The sequence below is a fragment of the Parazoarcus communis SWub3 = DSM 12120 genome (assembly GCF_003226565.1).
GTDB lineage: Bacteria > Pseudomonadota > Gammaproteobacteria > Burkholderiales > Rhodocyclaceae > Parazoarcus > Parazoarcus communis.
Genome location: NZ_QKOE01000013.1, coordinates 1 through 18,433, shown reverse-complemented (window position 1 = coordinate 18,433; position 18,433 = coordinate 1). Strand labels below are relative to the sequence as shown.

At 62.5% G+C, this 18,433-nt stretch carries 18 protein-coding genes; 6 read left to right on the top strand and 12 right to left on the bottom strand.

Annotated elements, in window-relative coordinates; all coding sequences use genetic code 11:
• Positions 1 to 32: 32 nt before the first annotated feature.
• The 11 genes from mgtE to DNK49_RS16015 form a co-directional block, all read right to left on the bottom strand.
• Positions 33 to 1,475 (bottom strand): magnesium transporter, encoded by a 1,443-nt coding sequence (gene mgtE / locus DNK49_RS16070; RefSeq protein WP_110526750.1) that lies wholly within the window; start codon positions 1,473 to 1,475, stop codon positions 33 to 35.
• Between the two features lie 112 nt (positions 1,476 to 1,587).
• Positions 1,588 to 2,280, bottom strand: coding sequence for a monofunctional biosynthetic peptidoglycan transglycosylase (gene mtgA / locus DNK49_RS16065; protein ID WP_110526748.1), 693 nt, complete (start codon positions 2,278 to 2,280; stop codon positions 1,588 to 1,590).
• On the bottom strand, positions 2,277 to 3,110 hold the full coding sequence (aroE, locus tag DNK49_RS16060) for a shikimate dehydrogenase (RefSeq protein WP_110526746.1): 834 nt from the start codon (positions 3,108 to 3,110) through the stop codon (positions 2,277 to 2,279). The genes mtgA and aroE overlap by 4 nt, the downstream gene beginning before the upstream one ends.
• Before the next feature lie 15 nt (positions 3,111 to 3,125).
• Positions 3,126 to 4,043, bottom strand: a complete 918-nt coding sequence (locus DNK49_RS16055; protein WP_424445240.1) for an energy transducer TonB — start codon at positions 4,041 to 4,043, stop codon at positions 3,126 to 3,128.
• A gap of 115 nt (positions 4,044 to 4,158) precedes the next feature.
• Complete coding sequence (locus DNK49_RS16050; protein ID WP_110526744.1) at positions 4,159 to 6,057, bottom strand: ribonuclease catalytic domain-containing protein; 1,899 nt, start codon at positions 6,055 to 6,057, stop codon at positions 4,159 to 4,161.
• 80 nt (positions 6,058 to 6,137) lie between these two features.
• The gene (locus DNK49_RS16045) at positions 6,138 to 6,977 is read right to left on the bottom strand and encodes a methyltransferase domain-containing protein (RefSeq protein WP_110526742.1); all 840 of its coding nucleotides are present in this window, start codon (positions 6,975 to 6,977) and stop codon (positions 6,138 to 6,140) included.
• Positions 6,974 to 7,549 (bottom strand): YqiA/YcfP family alpha/beta fold hydrolase, encoded by a 576-nt coding sequence (locus tag DNK49_RS16040; protein ID WP_110526741.1) that lies wholly within the window; start codon positions 7,547 to 7,549, stop codon positions 6,974 to 6,976. The genes DNK49_RS16045 and DNK49_RS16040 overlap by 4 nt, the downstream gene beginning before the upstream one ends.
• A 236-nt stretch (positions 7,550 to 7,785) precedes the next feature.
• Positions 7,786 to 8,610: an undecaprenyl-diphosphate phosphatase gene (locus DNK49_RS16030; RefSeq protein WP_110526737.1), complete on the bottom strand. Its 825-nt coding sequence runs from the start codon at positions 8,608 to 8,610 to the stop codon at positions 7,786 to 7,788.
• 37 nt (positions 8,611 to 8,647) lie between these two features.
• Positions 8,648 to 8,971 (bottom strand): YkgJ family cysteine cluster protein, encoded by a 324-nt coding sequence (locus DNK49_RS16025; RefSeq protein ID WP_110526735.1) that lies wholly within the window; start codon positions 8,969 to 8,971, stop codon positions 8,648 to 8,650.
• Between the two features lie 83 nt (positions 8,972 to 9,054).
• A complete protein-coding gene (locus tag DNK49_RS16020; RefSeq protein ID WP_110526733.1) occupies positions 9,055 to 9,573 on the bottom strand; it encodes a DUF2478 domain-containing protein in 519 nt (172 codons plus the stop codon).
• Positions 9,574 to 9,646: 73 nt separating this feature from the next.
• Positions 9,647 to 10,351 (bottom strand): hypothetical protein, encoded by a 705-nt coding sequence (locus tag DNK49_RS16015; protein ID WP_110526731.1) that lies wholly within the window; start codon positions 10,349 to 10,351, stop codon positions 9,647 to 9,649.
• 256 nt (positions 10,352 to 10,607) lie between these two features.
• Between DNK49_RS16015 and hrpA the strand changes: the two genes are divergently transcribed.
• Positions 10,608 to 14,708 (top strand): ATP-dependent RNA helicase HrpA, encoded by a 4,101-nt coding sequence (gene hrpA, locus DNK49_RS16010; RefSeq protein ID WP_110526729.1) that lies wholly within the window; start codon positions 10,608 to 10,610, stop codon positions 14,706 to 14,708.
• 63 nt (positions 14,709 to 14,771) lie between these two features.
• On the opposite strand, the gene DNK49_RS16005 is transcribed toward hrpA, so the two are convergent.
• Positions 14,772 to 15,062: a hypothetical protein gene (locus tag DNK49_RS16005; protein ID WP_243632399.1), complete on the bottom strand. Its 291-nt coding sequence runs from the start codon at positions 15,060 to 15,062 to the stop codon at positions 14,772 to 14,774.
• Positions 15,063 to 15,303: 241 nt separating this feature from the next.
• On the opposite strand from DNK49_RS16005, the gene rpsF reads away from it, so the two are divergent.
• The 5 genes from rpsF to dnaB all read left to right on the top strand — a co-directional run bounded on the left by rpsF (position 15,304) and on the right by dnaB (position 18,261).
• A complete protein-coding gene (gene rpsF, locus DNK49_RS16000) occupies positions 15,304 to 15,699 on the top strand; it encodes a 30S ribosomal protein S6 (RefSeq protein ID WP_110526727.1) in 396 nt (131 codons plus the stop codon).
• Between the two features lie 31 nt (positions 15,700 to 15,730).
• On the top strand, positions 15,731 to 16,015 hold the full coding sequence (priB, locus tag DNK49_RS15995; protein WP_207807007.1) for a primosomal replication protein N: 285 nt from the start codon (positions 15,731 to 15,733) through the stop codon (positions 16,013 to 16,015).
• A gap of 1 nt (position 16,016) precedes the next feature.
• Positions 16,017 to 16,292, top strand: coding sequence for a 30S ribosomal protein S18 (gene rpsR, locus DNK49_RS15990; RefSeq protein WP_108949753.1), 276 nt, complete (start codon positions 16,017 to 16,019; stop codon positions 16,290 to 16,292).
• A gap of 15 nt (positions 16,293 to 16,307) precedes the next feature.
• Positions 16,308 to 16,757, top strand: a complete 450-nt coding sequence (gene rplI, locus DNK49_RS15985) for a 50S ribosomal protein L9 (RefSeq protein WP_110526724.1) — start codon at positions 16,308 to 16,310, stop codon at positions 16,755 to 16,757.
• A gap of 91 nt (positions 16,758 to 16,848) precedes the next feature.
• Positions 16,849 to 18,261, top strand: a complete 1,413-nt coding sequence (gene dnaB / locus DNK49_RS15980) for a replicative DNA helicase (protein ID WP_110526722.1) — start codon at positions 16,849 to 16,851, stop codon at positions 18,259 to 18,261.
• The last annotated feature ends 172 nt before the right edge of the window (positions 18,262 to 18,433 follow it).

The window sequence follows — 18,433 nt, the reverse complement described above, 5'->3', positions numbered from 1 at the left end:
TTGCCACGCCGGTGAGGCCGGCGTGGTGGCGCTCAGAGCAGGAACAGCGTCGCCAGCCCGAGGAAAATGAAGAAGCCGCCGGAGTCGGTCAGTGCGGTAATCATCACCGAGCCACCGATTGCGGGGTCGGCGCCGAGGCGCTGACGCAGCATCGGGATCAGCACGCCGGCGCAGGCGGCGAGCAGCAGGTTGAGCGTCATCGCGGCGGTCATCACCGCGCCCAGCGAGGCACTGTCATACAGCCACCAGGCCAGTACGCCGAGCAGGCCGCCCCACACCACACCGTTGAACAGGGCAACGCCGAGTTCCTTCTTCAGCAGGCGTTGCATGGCGCTCTGTTCGACCTGACCCATGGCGATGGCACGCACGATCATGGTGATGGTCTGGTTGCCCGAATTGCCGCCGATGCCGGCGACGATGGGCATCAGTGCGGCGAGTGCGACCAGCTTTTCGATCGAGCCTTCGAAGGCTCCGATCACCCGTGACGCAATGAAGGCCGTGACCAGGTTCACTGCCAACCAGGCCCAGCGGTTCTTCACCGAATCCCATACCGAGGCGAAGATGTCTTCTTCCTCGCGCAGACCGGCATGGCTGAGGATCTCGGCTTCGGATTCCTCGCGGATGAAGTCCACCACATCTGCCACGGTCAGGCGGCCAATGACGCGCTTCTCGCGATCGATGACCGGGGCCGAAACGAGATCGTAGCGTTCGAAAGCCTGGGCCGCGTCGTCTGCCGGGTCGTCCGGCTCGAAACTGATCACTGGCTCCTTGCGCATGACCTCGGCCACGCTCATGTCGGGATCGTTGATCAGCAAGGCTTCGAAGGACAGGATGCCCATCAGGTGATCGTTGCGATCGATCACGAAGAGCTTGTCGGTGTGGTCCGGCAGTTCCTCGAAGCGGCGCAGATAGCGCAGCACGACCTCAAGGGTGACGTCCTCGCGCACCGTCACCATGTCGAAGTCCATCAGAGCACCGACCGAGTCCTCGGGATAGGACATCGCCGCGCGCAGTTGCTCGCGGCCCTCGCTGTCGAGCGACTGGAAAACGTCCTGGATGACTTCGGGTGGCAGATCGGGTGCGAGGTCGGCGAGTTCGTCGGCGTCCAGGGTTTCCGCAGCGGCCTTCAGCTCGTGCGGCTCCATGGTCTCGATCAGCGATTCGCGCACCGCATCGGAGACCTCGAGCAGGATCTCGCCGTCACGCTCGGCCTTGACCAGATCCCACACGTAGAGACGCTCTTCCCGCGGCAGGGCTTCAAGGATGAAGCCGATGTCGGCAGGGTGCAGGGTGTCGAGCTTGGTGCGCAGTGCGGCTTCGTGCTGCTTGTGCACCAGGTTCTCGACCAGCTCGTGACGGGGCATGTCCTGGCGGTGGACGAGGTCTTCCACGACTTTCTGGCGTGCGAGCAGCTCCTGCACTTCGCGCAGGTGCTGCTGGACGTCGTCGGGGTGGAGCTCCTCTTCCTGGGTCATTTCGCCTGCCGTCGCTGAGGTGATGGGCAAGGCCGAATTCTACGGGCTTGCCTGCGCCCGTGCGACCCCGAAACGGTTACCGGATGAGAAATAGACGGCGTTTGGCAGGCATTCAGGGCACCTGAGAGTGGATCATGCGCGCCCGTATGCGATCCGCGTGGGCGGAGAGCTGCGGGCCAAAACTGCGTTCGTAGCGACGCGGATTCGGCAGCATGACGGCGAGTCGGGCGCTTTCTCCGGGGCCCAGGCGGTCGGCGGACAGGCGGTAGTAGCGTTGGGCTGCGGCTTCGGCACCAAAGACGCCATTGCCCCACTCGACGACGTTCAGGTAAACCTCAAGGATGCGGCGTTTGCTCCACAGCGTCTCGATCATGACCGTGATGACCGCCTCCTGCACCTTGCGCAGATAACTGCGCGAGGGCGAGAGGAAGAGATTCTTTGCCAATTGCTGGCTGATCGTCGAGCCGCCAGCCACAGCCCGGCCACGACGTTCATTCTTTTCCAGCGCACGCTGGATGCCGATCCAGTCGAAGCCGTCATGGTCGACGAAGCGGTCGTCCTCGGCGGCCACCACCGCACGTTTGAGGTGGATCGAGATCTGCTCGTAAGGAACCCAGTGATAGCGTAGCTCGGCCCTCGGGTCCTGTTCCCGCATCTCGGCCAGGCGAAGGCGCATGAAGCTGGTGCTGCCAGGATCGAATTGCTTCCACCACAGGACGTGGGCGAGCAGCCAGAGCTGCCATAGCAGGATCAGCGCGATGAGGGCCAGCAGTGCCCGCCACAGCCAACGCGCGGTCTTCTTCATGCAGCGGACAGTTCGCGGCGCAGATCGGCCAGCACCGGCCCGGTATTCGGGCGCACACCTCGCCACAGCAGGAAACTTTCTGCGGCTTGCTCCACCAGCATGCCGAGGCCATCAGCCAGATGGGTGACACCTTCTGCCCGGGCCCTAGCCAAGTAGGCCGTGTCGCCCTTGCCGTACATCATGTCGTAGGCCAGTGCGCCAGGGGCATAGAGGCCGGTTGGCAGTGCAGGCGCTTCGGATGACAGGCTGGCGGCGGTGGCATTGATGACAATGTCGAACTGCTGGCCTGCGAGGTCGGGAAATCCTCCTGCAGAAAGCATTGTCCCGTTAGCCGAGGGGCGGAATGACTCGGCCAGCGCGACCGCTTTGTCGGCGGAACGGTTGGCCAGGGTCAGGCTGGATGGCGCGGCCTGCAGCAAGGGTAGCAGGGCTCCTCGTGCAGCCCCGCCCGCGCCCAGCAGCAGGACGCGACGGCCGGCCAGAGTACAACCGAGGTTGGCGGTCAGGTCGCGGACCAGCCCTGCGCCATCCGTGTTGTCGCCGTGAATGCCGTCCGCTCTGAAAGTCAGGGTGTTGACGGCGCCTGCAGCCTCGGCGCGGGGGCTGCGCTGGCTGGCAAGCGCAAAGGCTTCGAGCTTGAACGGCACAGTGACATTCAGCCCCCGGCCGCCGGCTGAGCGGAAGTTCTCCACTGCCGTAACAAAGCCCTCCAGTGGCGCGAGCAGGGTCGAATACTCGAGGGTTTGCCCGGTCTGACGGGCAAAGGCGGCATGTATGCGGGGTGACTTGCTATGGGCGATCGGGTTTCCGATCACGGCGTAGCGATCCATCGGTGGGGCTCCGGTTCAGTTGGCCTGCACTTGGTCCTGATTGGTGAAAGACCAGGTACGGGTGATTTCGATGACGTCAGTGTCACGCCGGATGTCGGGCGGAAAGGGTGCGTAAGGCGCGGCCATTTCGACGATCCTCACCGCGGCGGCATCCAGGATGTCGTGTCCGGAGCTGCGATGTACCGCGACGCGTTCAACCGAGCCATCGGCCCGTATCGTGACTGACAGCAGCAGGCTGCCGTAAAGCCGGCCGCGCGCCGCTTCGGGGTAGTTGAGGGTGCCGATGCGCTCGATCTTCAGGCGCCAGTCCTCGACATACTGTGCAAAGCGGTACTCACGGGCCCGGGCCCCGATGAACTGCTTGCGCGGGCGCTCGGCGTAGTCCTTCAGGTTGCGGTCGATCTGGGCCTCGACGCGCGCGATGGCGACTGCGCTGTCGAGCAGATCCAGGCCACTGGTGCTGTTCGTTGGCGGGGTCTCCGGCGCATCGGGTTGCGGCGGTTCGCTGGCAACGGTGGCGGTCGACTTCGGCTGGGTGAGCACCTGTTGTTTCGGGCGCTGGACCTCTTGTGGCTGCCGACGCCGTGCTTCGACCAGTGCGTTGCCTTGCTTGCTGGCTTCCTGTGGAGGGAGTGGCGAGCTGGGGCGCACCTTCTGCTCGCTGCTGCCACCTCCTTCCAGACTGGCCTGGGCCAGTACCTGAGCGTCCTGAGGCGCGCGGGCGTGGCGGGCGTTGACCAGCACGACTTCAAGGCCCGGGTCCTTGGCGGGTGGCATCTCGGGGGCGCGGACCTGAAGGCTCAGCAGTACGCCATGCAACAGCAGCGAAAGGCCGAGGCAGACGCCCAGCAGGCGGTGGCTGACCGAACTGCGGCCGTCGCGCGCGCCGTTGATCGGATGGACATCCAGTGGCAATGTCGCCGCGGCGCTCACCCCGTGTTCCTCGTGCGGATGGCGGCGGTGGCATCGACGACGTCCGGTCGTTTGCGGCGTTGGGCGGGCGATCCAGTGTGGAGCTTGTTCATGGGCTGGTGTGAGGTGCCGGGAGTCAATACTCGGCTTCGTCCTCGAGTTCCGGATCTGGCTCCGACAGTGTTGTCAGGTAGCGGGTTTCCACTTCAACGTCGATCAGATCGCTGCCATCGACGGCGAGCTTGACGCGCGAGCCCGGCAACTGTGGCGGAAGTGAAGGAACCTTGAACATCAGGGGCACCGCTTCCAGACGCACCAGGTTGTCGCGCAACACCTTGGCTTCGACGGTGGCTGGCTGGGCCTGGCGCAGCCAGCGCAGGCACCAGTAGCGCTCCATGCGACGCTGGAACTCGTTGTACTCGGCGTAGGTCAGCTCGAAATCGCGCAAGGCAGCCATCAGGTCGGCAGACTTGGGGGCGAACGCGGGTTCGCCATGAGTCAGCACAGCGATGATCTGCCATTGATTAACCAGATCGACATAACGCCGCAGTGGAGAACTGGACCAGGCATAGCAGTCTACGCCCAGCCCTTCGTGGGGGGCTGCCACCGTCGTCATGCGCACTTTGCCACCACCCTGGGCGCGGTACAGGCCCGGCACTCCGGCTTCGTCGAGCAGCTTGCCCCAGGTGGAGTTGGCCAGGATCATCATCTCGGCGACCAGCTTGTCCATGGGCGAGCCGCGCAGGCGGTGACCGATGGTGATGTAGCCAGGGCCGTCAGCCGTGTGTTGTTGCCAGTCGACGTAAAAGTTGTAATCCACCTGATTGCTGTGCGCCGAAGGCTTGCCGCGGCCGGCTTCGAGCACCGTGGCCAGATCCCACAGCAGGGTCAGTTCGCGCTTCCAGGGGAAGTCCGGGCCGCCGTCGTGCAGGGTGTCTTCGTTGAACACCGGCTCGATGTCGTGGTGGCGCAGATTGGCGGCGATGGGCACCATCTCGACCCGGCTTTCGTGGCTGATGATGGTCAGATCGGGGCGGACATCAAGGTAGAGCGAAATTGCCGGGCAGTCGCGCCCCGCAGCCAGGGTGAAGGCTTGGACCACTTCGTCGGGCAACATGGTGATCTTGTTGCCCGGCATGTAGACGGTGGAAAGGCGCTGCCGGGCAATGGCGTCCAGCGTTGAGCCGCGGGTAAAACCCAACGCCGGCGCCGCGATGTGGATACCGATCCGCCAGCCGCCCCCCTCACGCGGGTTGACCGAGAAGGCGTCGTCGATTTCGGTCGTGGTGGCATCGTCGATCGAGAATGCCGCCACATCCGCCCGTGGCAGCCCGATGGGGGCGGTTGGTCCGTCAAAGGCAGGAAAGGCGGTGCCTTGCGGGAACTGCTCGAACAGGAAGCGGTTGTAGTGAAACTCGTAACTCGAGGGCAGGGCGCCACATTTGAGCAGCAGACGGGCAGCACTCAGTCCGGTATCGACGCAGGCGGCTTCCAGTGCCTTGACTTCAGGCCGGTTGCGATCTGGGCGGTAAAGCAGTTGCGCCACCATGCCGTTGAATTCGACCGGAAGACGGCCTGCGACCAGTTCGCCGCGCATCTGGTCGATCGCTTGGGCTTGCTGCCGCTTCTTTTCCAGTCCGGCGAGTGCCGCCTGCAGGATGTCGGTCGGTGCCTTGCGGAATCGACCCTTGCCCTTGCGATGAAACCAGATGGGGGCTGCATGCAGGCGCAACAGCACAGCTGCCGCCTCGACCGGGCTGGGCGCATGGCCATAGTACTCGGCAGCGAACTCGGCAAAGCCGAACTCATCATCGCCACAGACTTCCCACAGGAACTCGGTGTCGAGCCCTTCGGCGTCCGCCCCCGCGCGGTTGAGCAACTCGGCAGGGGAGGGTTCGCGGAAGTTGAGCAACACATTGGCGCGCTTGATCTTGACCCGCTTGCCGTGGGTGTTCTCAACCTGCAGCGAGGCGTCGTTGTCGGCGAGTATGGTCCCCGCCTTGAAAGCCCCGTCTTCTTCAAACAGCACGAACATCAGTAACCGCCGGCAATTGAGCAAGCCACATATTTTACTGGATTCGGCTTCCGGGAGGCGGCTGGAATGAATCCACCCATTCAGTGTGGGCGTATTGCGCTGGCGATCAGCGCGCGGGCGGGCAGGCGATAGCCCGATGGGGTTGGCATGGCCCGATACGGTTCGAGATCCTCGGCAACGGCAGCCTGCAAGGTCTGCCGGGTGCTGTCGGGCAGGCGTGACAAGGCTTCTGCGGCGCCGCCAGCCAGATCGAGAAAGGCCTGCCAATAGGCTTCAGTGTCGTTGAAGTCGCAGAAAAAATCGCAGGGCTGGATACGGATATTCTGGAACCCGGCCTGCTGAAGCAGGGCTTCAAGTATGGCCGCCTCCCCGAATCGGAAGACCGAAGGGCGGGCAATCTTTGGTGCAGGCAACAGGCGGGCGATACAGTCCTGTGCGCAGGCAATCAGTGGAACCTTCTCGCGCATGCCCCAGACCGACAGGGTCAGGCGCCCGCCGGGAACCAGTACCCGGCGGATTTCGGCGAGCGCCAGCTCAGGGTGCGGAAACATGAAAAGGGCCAGACCGGCAAGCACGCGGTCGAGGCGCTGGTCCGCCACGCACAAATGTTCGGCGTCGGCTGCGGCGAGTAGCAGGGTATCGGTATTGTCTGCTCGCTGCGCGCCTTCGGCGAGCATGGCTTCGGCAATGTCGGTTGCGATTACGTGGCCGCCCGGTTGAACGCGTCGGGCGGCTTCTGCCGCGAGCAGGCAGGGGCCGCTGGCGAGATCCAGAACGCATTGGCCGGGCGCAAGATCGGCATTGTCGAGCAAGGCACCTGCCAGCGCTGCGCGCAGATGGGCACTGTCGGCATAGCGCTCGGCGATGCGATTGAAACCGGCGCGCTCCATGGCCTTGAAACGACGTGCATCGAAGCTCATGCCAGCTCCGCGAAGGTCAGGATGTCATCCAGATAGTCGTTCCACCGGGAAAAGCCGTGGTCGCCTCCCGCCAGCACGGTCTGACGGGCGCCTGCGTATCTGGCGACGGCGTGGCGGTAATCGAGTACTTCGTCGCCGGTTTCGGCAAGTAGCCAGTAGCGCTCCGGTCGGGTGATGGCGGGTACGTCTATGGCGCGCAGTTCGGCGATATGCTCGGCGGTGAAGTCGAAGGTTTCACCGGTGTAGAGGTTGCTCTGGCGACCGAGATAGTTTTCGAGCGACAGTGGCGCGATCACCGCTGGATTGACCACCACCGCCTTCAGTCCGTGGCACTCCGCCAGCCAGGTTGCGTAATAGCCACCGAGGGAGCTGCCGACCAGGGTGGTGGGCAGGTTTGTGGATCGGGCCTGGGCAATCCGTGCTTCGATCAGGGCGATGGCTGCGCGAGCCGACACTGGCAGCTGCTCACACCAGAACTGCGATTCGAGGCCGCGTGCCTGCATGTGCGCGGCAAGGGCCTGGGCCTTGTGTGACTGCGGGGCGGAGCGGAAACCGTGCAGGTAGATGATCATCGGGCTGTAGGGTGGAGGCGGGCTTCACAGTCGGTGAGGCTAGCAGACTTGAGCTTGATCTGTCTGGTTGGCGGGATGAAGCGGCCGTCATCGATCGTTGCGGCTTGAATGGCCTTGCCAGGCTCCTCATCCCAGCGCCCGATTGATCCTCGTGGCTTCGCTCGGCCCGCGACGATCGCCTGCATTCGACTGTTGCCGTATTGGTGTGGCCGATCCGTGCGGAACTGAGCGACTGATCAGGGTTCGCTCCATTCCACCAGGTCGAGCTGCCAGGTTGCGAGCACGATCAGGCCAAAGACGATGCGGTACCAGGCGAAGACCACGAAGGTGTGGTTGGAGATGAAGCGGATGAAGCTCTTCACCGCCCACATTGCGGCCAGGAAAGAGGCAACGAAGCCTACGGCAAATACCGGCAAGTCTTCCAGCTTGAGCAGCGCCCAGTTCTTGTACAGATCGTAGGCGGTGGCGGCAAACATGGTCGGGATGGCGAGGAAGAACGAGAATTCGGCCGCAGTCTTGCGCGACAGGCCGAAGATCAGGCCGCCCATGATGGTTGCGCCCGAGCGCGAGGTGCCGGGAATCATGGCAAGAGCCTGGGCAAATCCAACCTTGATGGCGTCGCCCCAGCCCATGTCATCGACGGAGTTGACCGTGGGATGATAGGCGCGCTTCTCCACATAGAGGATGATCAGACCGCCGACGACGAGCGCGGTGGCGACCGTCAGCGGATTGAACAGCAGATCCTTGATCGTGGAGTGGAACATCAGTCCGAGCACGGCTGCTGGCAGGAAAGCGACGAACAGCAGGCCAACGAAACGTTGTGCCGCTGAGTCGTTCGGTACGCCGACGGCAACCTTGATCAGCCGCTCGCGATAATCCCAGCAGACCGCCAGGATGGCTGCAAGCTGGATCACGATCTTGAACACCTTGCTGGTGTCGTCGTTGTAGCCGAGCAGGTCGCCGACGATGATCAGGTGACCGGTGGAGGAGACCGGCAGGAACTCGGTCAGCCCCTCGACGATGCCGAGAACGAGCGCGGTGAGGAGGAGTTGAATATCCATATGGAGTGATCGGGCCGGGGTGAAGGGGTGCGGCCGATTATAACGGCATGTTTGTTGCGTCGCAGCGAAAAAGCGTATGCGGACGTGTTTTTGTGTCAGGTGACGGTGGCGTCGTGGTCAGTCGCTCCAGTTGAGCCAGCCAGCGCAGCGCTTCGCCCCGACTTGTGCCACACATTTCGATCGAGGGTTGAAGGCTGCCGCAGACGCGGGGGCGCCGGCTGTCGCCAAACAGTCTGCAGCCGTCCTGTTCGTCAAGCTGAACGCACCGGACTCCAGCTGGCTTGCCGAGCTCCATCCCTGGGATCGGTGAGGAGATGGAGGGCGCGATACAGCAGGCTGCGCAGCCCGGACGGCACTCCATGTCAGTGCTTTTCGGGCCAGTGGCCGCAGACGAAGGGGGCGGCAAGGTGTGTCAGCTCGACTGAGCGAGGACGATCGTGCATATCAGCGGCCGCCAGTGAGGCCGTCCCACCATGCGAGCACGCCATCCAGTGTGGGTTCAAGCAGGCAGCCGTCGCCGCCGGTGAAGTTTTCCCATTCCGGCAGGAAGCGCTTGCCAACTGCGGTCAGCAGTGGGATACCGGCAAGGACGGCGTAGCCCATTTCGTCGCGCAGCCCGATGCCGTTTGCTTCCTGGGTGCTGAACTTGTTGATCATGATCAGTTCGGCGCCATCCTCCACTGCCTTGCGTACCGCGACTGACGCGTGGGCCAGTGCCCCGGGGTCGAGGCGGCAGGCCTCGGATCCACTGCCCAGCTCCTGAGACAGCGAGAAGCGCTCGCCACTGTGCAAGTCTTCGAGCTCCATCGCGCAGGGGTCATTGACCGCGGTCGCGATGTCGTGCTGGATCACGCCGCCTACCTTGACGCCGCGTGCGGCGAGTGTGCGTGCGACCTCGACCAGCAGGGCTTCGATGTTGTCGGTGGGAAGGTAGAGGATGGCGGCGATCGGCAGGGCGGACATGATGGAGTACCGGACAATGAAGCCGGATTGTCTCACTCGGCAGCGGGGGCGCCCAGCCCTGTGCGCAATTGGATCACGGTTGATGGGTGCCCCACTCCACCAGTTGCCATTGTCGAGGCGTCAGTTGCCACAGCAAGAATCCGTCCTGGTGGCCGACCAGGCCCAGGCTGTCATGATCCAGTACTTTGGTTGGCCAGCGCCAGAAGCGGCTGGCCAGTTGACCAACACCCTCGGCAGTGGCGGTTGGGTCGTTCGATTGAGGCAGGGGCGGGCTGGTCGCAGACAGGACGTCGTGCCAGCTTGCCCAGTGGTGATGGCGCAGGGCATGACGCAGGGTCTCCGCCCATCCGGCGTGCTGGCTGATGGCAGGAGCCTGGCCAAGCACATTACAGAATAACAGGCAGGCGGTGGCATAACGTCGTGCAAGCCAGTCCGGGCCGTCAGGGCTGGCCAGGCAATCGAGATTGCCAAACTCCAGTTGCTGTCGCGTGAAGCGGCGCTTCAGCAGCCAGCGCGCAAGGGGGTCCGGCTCCAGAACGGAAACGCGCTCGAAGCGCGACAGAAAATCCTCAGGCATGGTGTAGCCGGCGGAGGGGCCAATCAAAACCAACTGGCGGCTGGGCGGTCGCCACTGTTCAAGCCATCGTGTGAGTTCGGTGATGAAGGGCTGCCACAGCGTGCGTCGGTAGCGCATGGCACGCAGGTGATAGCCCAGTCCGCCTGAGGCGTCGGTCAGGTGCGTGCGCAGTCGAGGTGGGGTGCCGGTTTCTGCAGGCATGGAGTGTTGCGGGGGCAACTGGACGGTTGGCAGTATAGCGGCGGGAACGCGCCCGCCTCGGCGTTTGTGGCGTGCCGGATATAAACCCGGGCACGTCTTGTTGCGGTTTCCGCGATAATGTTGGATCGAAAGTGTGCGCTCCGGGCGCCACTGATTTGTCTTTATCGGCAGGACGGCTGGTGTATCTACGCTGGTGTCGGCCATCCGAGTATTCATGAAAGAACACCCCAGAACCTCTTCCCGCAGTCGTGACCGGATGCAGGGCGATGCTGCTGATTTCGATGATTGTCTTAGCGTCGACCGTCCGCGCCTGCTGCGGTTGGCGCGCGAACTCGCGCACTGCGCAGATGACCGGCGTGGGCGCGTACAGGCCGACTTCGACGGTTTGCGTGAACGCTCGCGCATGGCCCTGACTGCGCGGCGGGTCGCGCTGCCCAGGCCGGACTTTCCACCCGATCTGCCCGTGTCCGGGCGGCGTCAGGAGATTGCCGATGCGCTGCAGGTGCATCAGGTGATCATTGTCTGCGGGGAAACGGGGTCGGGCAAGACCACCCAGTTGCCGAAAATCTGTCTCGCGCTGGGCCGCGGTGCCGCAGGGCTGATCGGGCACACGCAGCCGCGTCGCTTGGCTGCAAGGGCGACGGCGACCCGGATCGCGCAGGAACTGAACAGCCCGCTCGGCGAGGCCGTCGGCTACAAGATCCGCTTTACCGACCGGCTTGGCCCCAACAGCAATATCAAGTTGATGACCGACGGTATCCTGCTGGCCGAAACCCAGACGGATCCGCTGTTGTCCGCCTACGATACCCTGATCCTCGACGAGGCGCACGAGCGCAGTCTCAACATTGACTTCCTGCTCGGTTACCTGCGCACTGTGCTGCCCAAGCGGCCTGACCTGAAGTTGATCGTGACCTCGGCGACGCTTGATGCTGATCGATTTGCGCGGCACTTTGCCGATGCTGACGGGTGCGCTGCGCCGGTGATCGAGGTTTCTGGCCGCTTGTATCCGATCGAGATGCGCTATCGACCCGTGGAGGATGAGGAGGCCTCGACACCGGTTTCCGTACGTAAGGATGTCCGCCCTCTGCCGCGCAAGGACAAGGGGCGCGATCTTTACGAGGCCATCGTCGACGCGGTCGACGAGGCTCAGCGCTGTGGGCCGGGCGATGTACTGGTCTTCCTGCCTGGCGAGCGCGAAATCCGTGAGGCGGCCGAGGCCTTGCGCAAGGCACACCACCTGCCGGGTACCGAGGTGCTGCCCCTGTTTGCGCGACAGTCAGCCCAGGAGCAGGCGCGCGTGTTTTCGTCGTCCAACGGTCGGCGGGTGGTGTTGTCGACCAATGTGGCGGAAACCTCGCTGACCGTGCCCGGTATCCGCTATGTCGTTGACACGGGGCTGGCGCGGGTGAAGCGCTATTCACCACGCAACAAAGTCGAACAACTGCAGATCGAGAAAATTGCCCGGTCTGCGGCCATGCAGCGTGCCGGACGGTGCGGTCGGGTGATGGACGGCATCTGCATCCGGCTGTACGACGAAGACGATTTCAATCGACGGCCGGCGCATACCGATCCGGAAATTTTGCGTTCCTCGCTGGCCGGCGTGATCTTGCGGATGAAATCGCTGCGTTTGGGTGCGGTTGAGGATTTCCCCTTCATCGATGCGCCGGGCTCGCGTCTGATCAGTGACGGGTATGCGCTGTTGGCGGAGCTTGGGGCGGTCAGCGACGATGAGGCGCGAGTGCTCACGCCGATCGGCCGCGAACTGGCCAAGTTGCCGCTGGATCCGCGGGTGGGCCGCATGATCCTGGCTGCGCGCGATCGTGGGTGTCTGGCTGAGGTGCTGGTGATTGCTGCGGCGCTGTCGGTACAGGATCCGCGTGATCGTCCGCAGGAGAGTCAGGGAGCTGCTGATCAGGCTCACGCCCGTTTCCGTGGCGGAGAGCAGGATCAACGCTCGGAGTTCCTGTGGTATCTGCATGCCTGGAAGGCATGGGATGAGGTACAGCGCCATGAGTCCGGCAGCAAACAGAAGGCCTGGTGCAAGAAACATTTCCTGTCGTGGTTGAGGATGCGTGAGTGGCGGGATGTGTTCACCCAGCTGCATGCACTGTGTGCCGAGCACGGCTGGAAGGAAAACCAGCTGCCTGCCAACTACGAAAGCATTCACAAGGCGCTGCTTGCCGGGCTGCTTGGCAATATCGGCTGCAAGGTCGAGGATGCGGTGGGCCCTCAGGCGGGCAGCTATCTGGGGGCTCGAGGGATCAAGTTCTGGCCGCATCCGGGCTCGCCGCTGGCAAAGAAGGCGGGCAAATGGATCATGTGTGCCGAGCAGGTCGATACCTCGCGCCTTTTCGGTCGCTGCATTGCGCGCATCGAGCCCGAGTGGGTGGAGGAAGTGGGCGGCCACCTCCTGCGGCGCCAGGTGTTCGAGCCGCACTGGTCGAAGTCCTCCGGGGCGGTGCGGGCGTGGGAGCGCGGAACGGTCTACGGCTTGGTGATCTACCCGCGGCGTGGTGTCAGCTACCGGGAAACGGATCCAGCCTTGTGCCGGACGCTGTTCCTGCGGGAGGGCTTGGTCAATGGCGAGATTGCCGAAGGCGCGGCGCGTGGCATGGCGTTTCTGGCTCACAACCGCAAGCTGGTGGCCGAGATCGAGCGTCTTGAGCACAAGACTCGCCGCCCCGATGTGCTGGTGGATGAGGCGCTGATCGAGGCCTTTTACGACAGCAAGATTCCGCCCGAAGTGGTGGATGTGGCGGGTTTCGAGCGTTGGCGCAAGGACGCGGAGCGGCACGAGCCAAAGTTGCTGCACCTGACGCGTGAGCAGTTGATGCGGCATGAGGCGGAGGGCGTGACGACCGACCGTTTCCCGACCACGTTCGAAGTGCTGGGGCAGAAACTGAAGCTGACCTACCTGCATCAGCCGGGCGAGGCCGATGATGGGGTGACCCTGACCGTACCACTAGCGATGCTGAACCAGATTCCTGGGCACCGTTGCGAATGGCTGGTGCCGGGCCTGCTCGAGGAGAAAGTGACCGCCCTGCTCAAGACCGTACCGCAGAAGCATCGACATCGGCTGCAGCCAGTGTCCGAGAGTGCTGCTACTTTCACGGCAAAGTGCGAGGCGGGAGCGTTCGATGTCGATGAGGCCTTGCTTAAGGCGCTGCAAGGCTTCGTCGAGGATCGCGTGCAGCTCAAGCTACCGCTGGAAAGCTTCCGTCTCGAGAACCTCAAGCCTCACTGCTTCATGAATTTCCGTGTGGTCGACGAGCACGGGCGGGTGATGGGGCAGTCGCGCAATCTGGCTGAGTTGCGGGCGCGTCTGCGCGACCAGGTGGCAGCGCGTTTCAGTGCGGCCCGTGTTGACGGTGCCATGGCCGGGGCTCTGGCGGCGGCAGGTATGGGGGGGCAAGGCGCAAGGTTCACGGGGCCGGACGCGGGTAAGGTGGCCAAGCCTGCTGAGACCCGGGGAGCGGCAGGGCCAGGCGACGAGTCTGGTGCGGCTCACAGTGGGTTGGTTGCGTGGACTTTTGGGCGGTTGCCTGAGTTGCTGGAGATCCGGGTTGCCGGTCGGGACGTGATCGGTTTTCCAGCGCTGCATGATGACGGTGATAGTGTCTCGTTACGCCCTTACGACACGCCTGACGAAGCGGCGCGCGTGCATCGGCGTGGGCTTGTCCGGCTGTTTGCGTTGACACTGAAGGAGCAGGTGCGGGCGGTCGAGCGCTTGCCCGGCTTGCGTGAGCTTGCCTTGCAATACATGAGCTTCGGGACCGAAGCGGAGCTCAAGACACGTCTGGTCGAGGCGACGCTGGTGCGCTGCTGCCTGCTTGAGCCGTTGCCCACCGACGCGTTGGCGTTCGAGCGTCGATGCACCGAGGCAAAGACGCGCGTGTCCCTGGTCGCGCAGGAATTCATGCGATTGACCGGGCTGCTGGTGTCCGAGTACACCGGCTTGCAGAAACGGTTGGCTGGCTTGAAGGCCTACCCAGATGTGCTGGCTGATCTCCAGGGGCAACTGGCAGGACTGTTGCCGAAGGATTTTCTGGTCTGCTTCTCGTGGGAGCAACTGGCGCAGTTTCCGCGCTACCTGAAAGCCGCCTCCGTTCGACTCGACAAACTCCGTAACAACCCAGCGCGCGACGCTCAACTGATGGCGGAGTGGAAATCACTGGCGAATGCCTGGGAGCGCGAGGCGCTGAACAAGCGTCGTGCCGGCGTACGGGATGAGCAGGTCGAGTCCTTCCGCTGGCTGCTCGAGGAGTTGCGCGTCGGCCTGTATGCCCAGGAGTTGAAGACGCCCATGCCGGTATCGGTGAAGCGTCTGCAGAAGATCTGGGAAAGCCGGCCGCGTTGAAGTCGACCGGCGGGTCTTTCAATCAGCGTAGTGGAATGACCAGCGGAGGGATATTGACCCCAATCACGATAGCCGGTGCGGGTGCGGAGTAGTAGCGGGGCGGGTGTAATAGTGGGTTCGAACCTCGCGTTCTCTGATGTAGCGCGGTTGTTCGCGGATGATGACCCGTTCGCGGATCACCGTGCGCTCATGGTCGCGATAATGGCGCTGGTGTTTGTGGTGGCGATGATCGCGGCGGTCGTCCCAGTCGCGGCTCCAGCGTCCACGATCATCTGCCAGTGCGAGGCCGCTGCTGGCAAGCAGGCCGGTACAGAGCAGTGAAGTGACGAGCGTTCGGGCATGGCGTAAGTTCATGGTCCTGTCTCCTTGGTCGGTGTGCGGTAAGCAGACCTGTCATGAGGATGGTAGGGCGACGATCACGTTTGCTGGTGCTGGGAATGTAAGCAGGATTGATGCGTTAATGCATGTAATGCAGACGATTGTGCGAGTACGGGCTTGGCGGAAGGGGCTTTAGCTGCTACCATCCCGCTCTTACCCTTGCTCCACCGGTTTCGCATGCCGGGGGGCTGAACGTCAACAACCGCAAGGAGTCTGCATGCGACACTACGAAATCGTGTTCATCGTCCACCCGGACCAGTCCGAACAGGTGCCGGCGATGATCGACCGCTACAAGTCGATCGTCACCGCCCGCAGCGGCCAGATCCATCGCCTGGAAGACTGGGGTCGCCGTCAGCTGGCCTACCCGATCCAGAAGGTGCACAAGGCCCACTACGTACTCATGAACATCGAGTGCGACGGCGAAACTCTGGGTGAGCTCGAGCATTCCTTCAAGTTCAACGATGCCGTGCTGCGCCATCTGACTATCAAGATGAAGAAGGCGGTCACCACCCCCTCGCCGATGATGAAGGAAGAAAAGTCCCGCTCGCTGACTCCGTCGGCTGGTGGTGACGAAGGCAAGGCTGCAGAGGCGTCCGAAGCCGCTTCGGCCTGAGGTGTCTGAAACAGGGCTGAACGAACTGCGCATGATTGCGCAGGTTGCCGAACTCCTTCCCCTGCGGCGTACGCCGGCAGGTACTCCGGTAGCGGGGTGTCTGTTGGTACATGAATCGAAGCAGTCGGAAGCTGGTCTGGAGCGCACCGTGGCGGTGGAGCTGCAGGCCGTTGCGGTCGGTGATCTGGCGATGGTGTTGATCAGTGGCGGTCCTGGTGCGAATGTGTCGGTAACGGGGTTCCTGGCAGCGAAAAGTCTGCGCAGCCGGGCGCCGGTACTGCATCTGAACAAGATCGAATTTGTAGAAGGAAACTGAAATGGCTTTCAAGCCCAAGTCCAAGTTCAAGAAGAAGGACGATCGCGGTAACCGCGGTCTGTTCAAGCGTCGCAAGTTCTGCCGCTTCACTGCGGAGAAGATCGAAGAAGTCGACTACAAGGATGTGGATATCCTTAAGGACTTCATCACCGAAAACGCCAAGATCATGCCGGCGCGCATCACTGGCACCAAAGCCGGTTACCAGCGTCAGCTGTCGGTCGCGGTCAAGCGCGCCCGTTTCCTGGCGCTGATGCCTTACACCGACCTGCACCAGTAAGAGGGGATCGATAACATGCAAATCATTCTTCTCGAAAAAGTCGGCAAGCTGGGCGTGCTGGGTGACGTAGTCAAGGTCAAGGATGGCTACGCTCGCAACTACCTGATTCCGCAGGGTCTGGCCAAGCGTGCCACTCAGGCCAACATGGCTGAATTCGAAGCGCGTCGCGCGGAACTTGAGCGCCTGCAAGCTGAAAAGCTGGCTGCTGCGCAGGCATTGGGTGAAAAGCTCAATGGCCTGATGGTTCAGGTCAGCCGCAAGGCGGGCATGGATGGCCGTCTGTTTGGTTCGGTCAGCAACATCGACGTGGCCGAGGCGCTGGCTGCTCAGGGGTTCGAGATCGAGCGCTCGGCTATCCGCATGCCGCTGGGTCACCTGAAGCAGATTGGCGACACGCAACTCGACGTTGCGCTGCACGCCGATGTGGTCGTCTCCATCACCGTATCGGTGCTGGGCGAGCAGTAATCGCGGTCTGTCCGCAGATGCAGAAGGGCTGCTCCGGCAGCCCTTTTGTTTTTAGAATTCCTGATTGTTCTCCCGGTCTGGTCCGACTCTCATGGCGACTTCGTCCCGCAGGTTTTCCGATGATGCACTTGATCCGCAGATGGCGTCGATCAAGCTTCCTCCGCATTCACTCGAGGCAGAGCAGTCCCTCATTGGCGGCATCCTGCTCGACAATGCGGCGTGGGAGCGCATTGCCGATCTGGTTAATGAGGCGGATTTCTATCGTGACGACCATCGTCGTATCTATCGGCACATCACCAAGCTGATTGACCAGGGCAAGCCTGCTGACGTGGTGACGGTCTTCGAGTCGCTGGAGAAAAGCGGCGAGGCCGAACATGCTGGCGGGCTGGCCTATCTGGCGGAGATTGCCAACAACACGCCGTCTGCTGCGAACATTCGACGCTATGCCGAGATCGTTCGCGAGCGGGGTATTCTGCGCAAGCTGGTTGCGGTTGGCGATACCATTGCGGCTAGCGCACTGAGTCCGTCGGGGAAGGATGCCAAAACACTGCTCGATGAGGCTGAGGCGAAAGTTTTCGAGATTGCAGAGGCGGGTGCGCGTCACGCCAGCGGATTTCAGTCCATCCAGCCTATCCTGAAGCAGGTCGTCGATCGTGTGCAGGAATTGTACGATCGGGACAACCCTTCTGAAGTGACTGGCATTCCGTCCGGTTTTGCTGATCTGGATGACAAGACCTCGGGTCTTCAGCCTTCCGACATGTTGATTGTGGCTGGGCGTCCTGCCATGGGCAAGACCACTTTTGCCTTGAATGTCGCGGAGCATATTGCGGTCGAACAAAGGCTGCCGGTGGCAATCTTCTCGATGGAGATGCCCGGTACCCAGTTGGCGACTCGCTTCATCTCGTCGGTTGGGCGGATCGATATGCAGAAGATTCGCAGTGGGCGGTTGACTGATGATGACTGGCAGCGACTGACGGTTGCGATGGGCAAACTCTATGATGCGCCCTTGTTCATCGATGAAACGCCCGGGCTGAATCCGATTGATCTGCGTGCGCGAGCGCGTCGATTGGCGCGTCAGTGCGGTCGTCTCGGTTTGATCGTGATTGACTACCTGCAGCTGATGTCCGGCACCAAGGATAGCGACAACCGTGCTTCCGAGCTGTCGGAGATCTCGCGCTCGGTCAAGGCGTTGGCCAAGGAGCTGCATGTTCCGATCATTGCGCTGTCGCAGCTGAACCGAAGTCTGGAGCAGCGACCCAATAAACGGCCTGTAATGTCGGACTTGCGGGAGTCCGGTGCAATCGAGCAGGACGCGGACATCATCATGTTCATCTATCGCGATGAAGTCTATAACCCGGATTCTCCTGATAAAGGAAGTGCGGAGCTGATCATTGGCAAGCACCGTAATGGTCCGACAGGAACTGTCCGGATGACCTTCCTGGGGCAATACACACGGTTCGAGAATTTTGCAGGTGGTCCGGGGTTCTATTCCTCGGACGAGTAAATCAAAAAAGTTCGTTAATGTACTTGCAAGATTCTCTGGGGTGTCTATAATGCGCACCTCTTCACCGCTGCAGTGCAACGCAGCGATGCAGGAAGCGGCAGGATGTCAGGAGTTGCCGGGTGTTCTCGGTGGTTTGTGACGGTTTTGCGGTTGTGGTGGAAAGTGCGGCGTT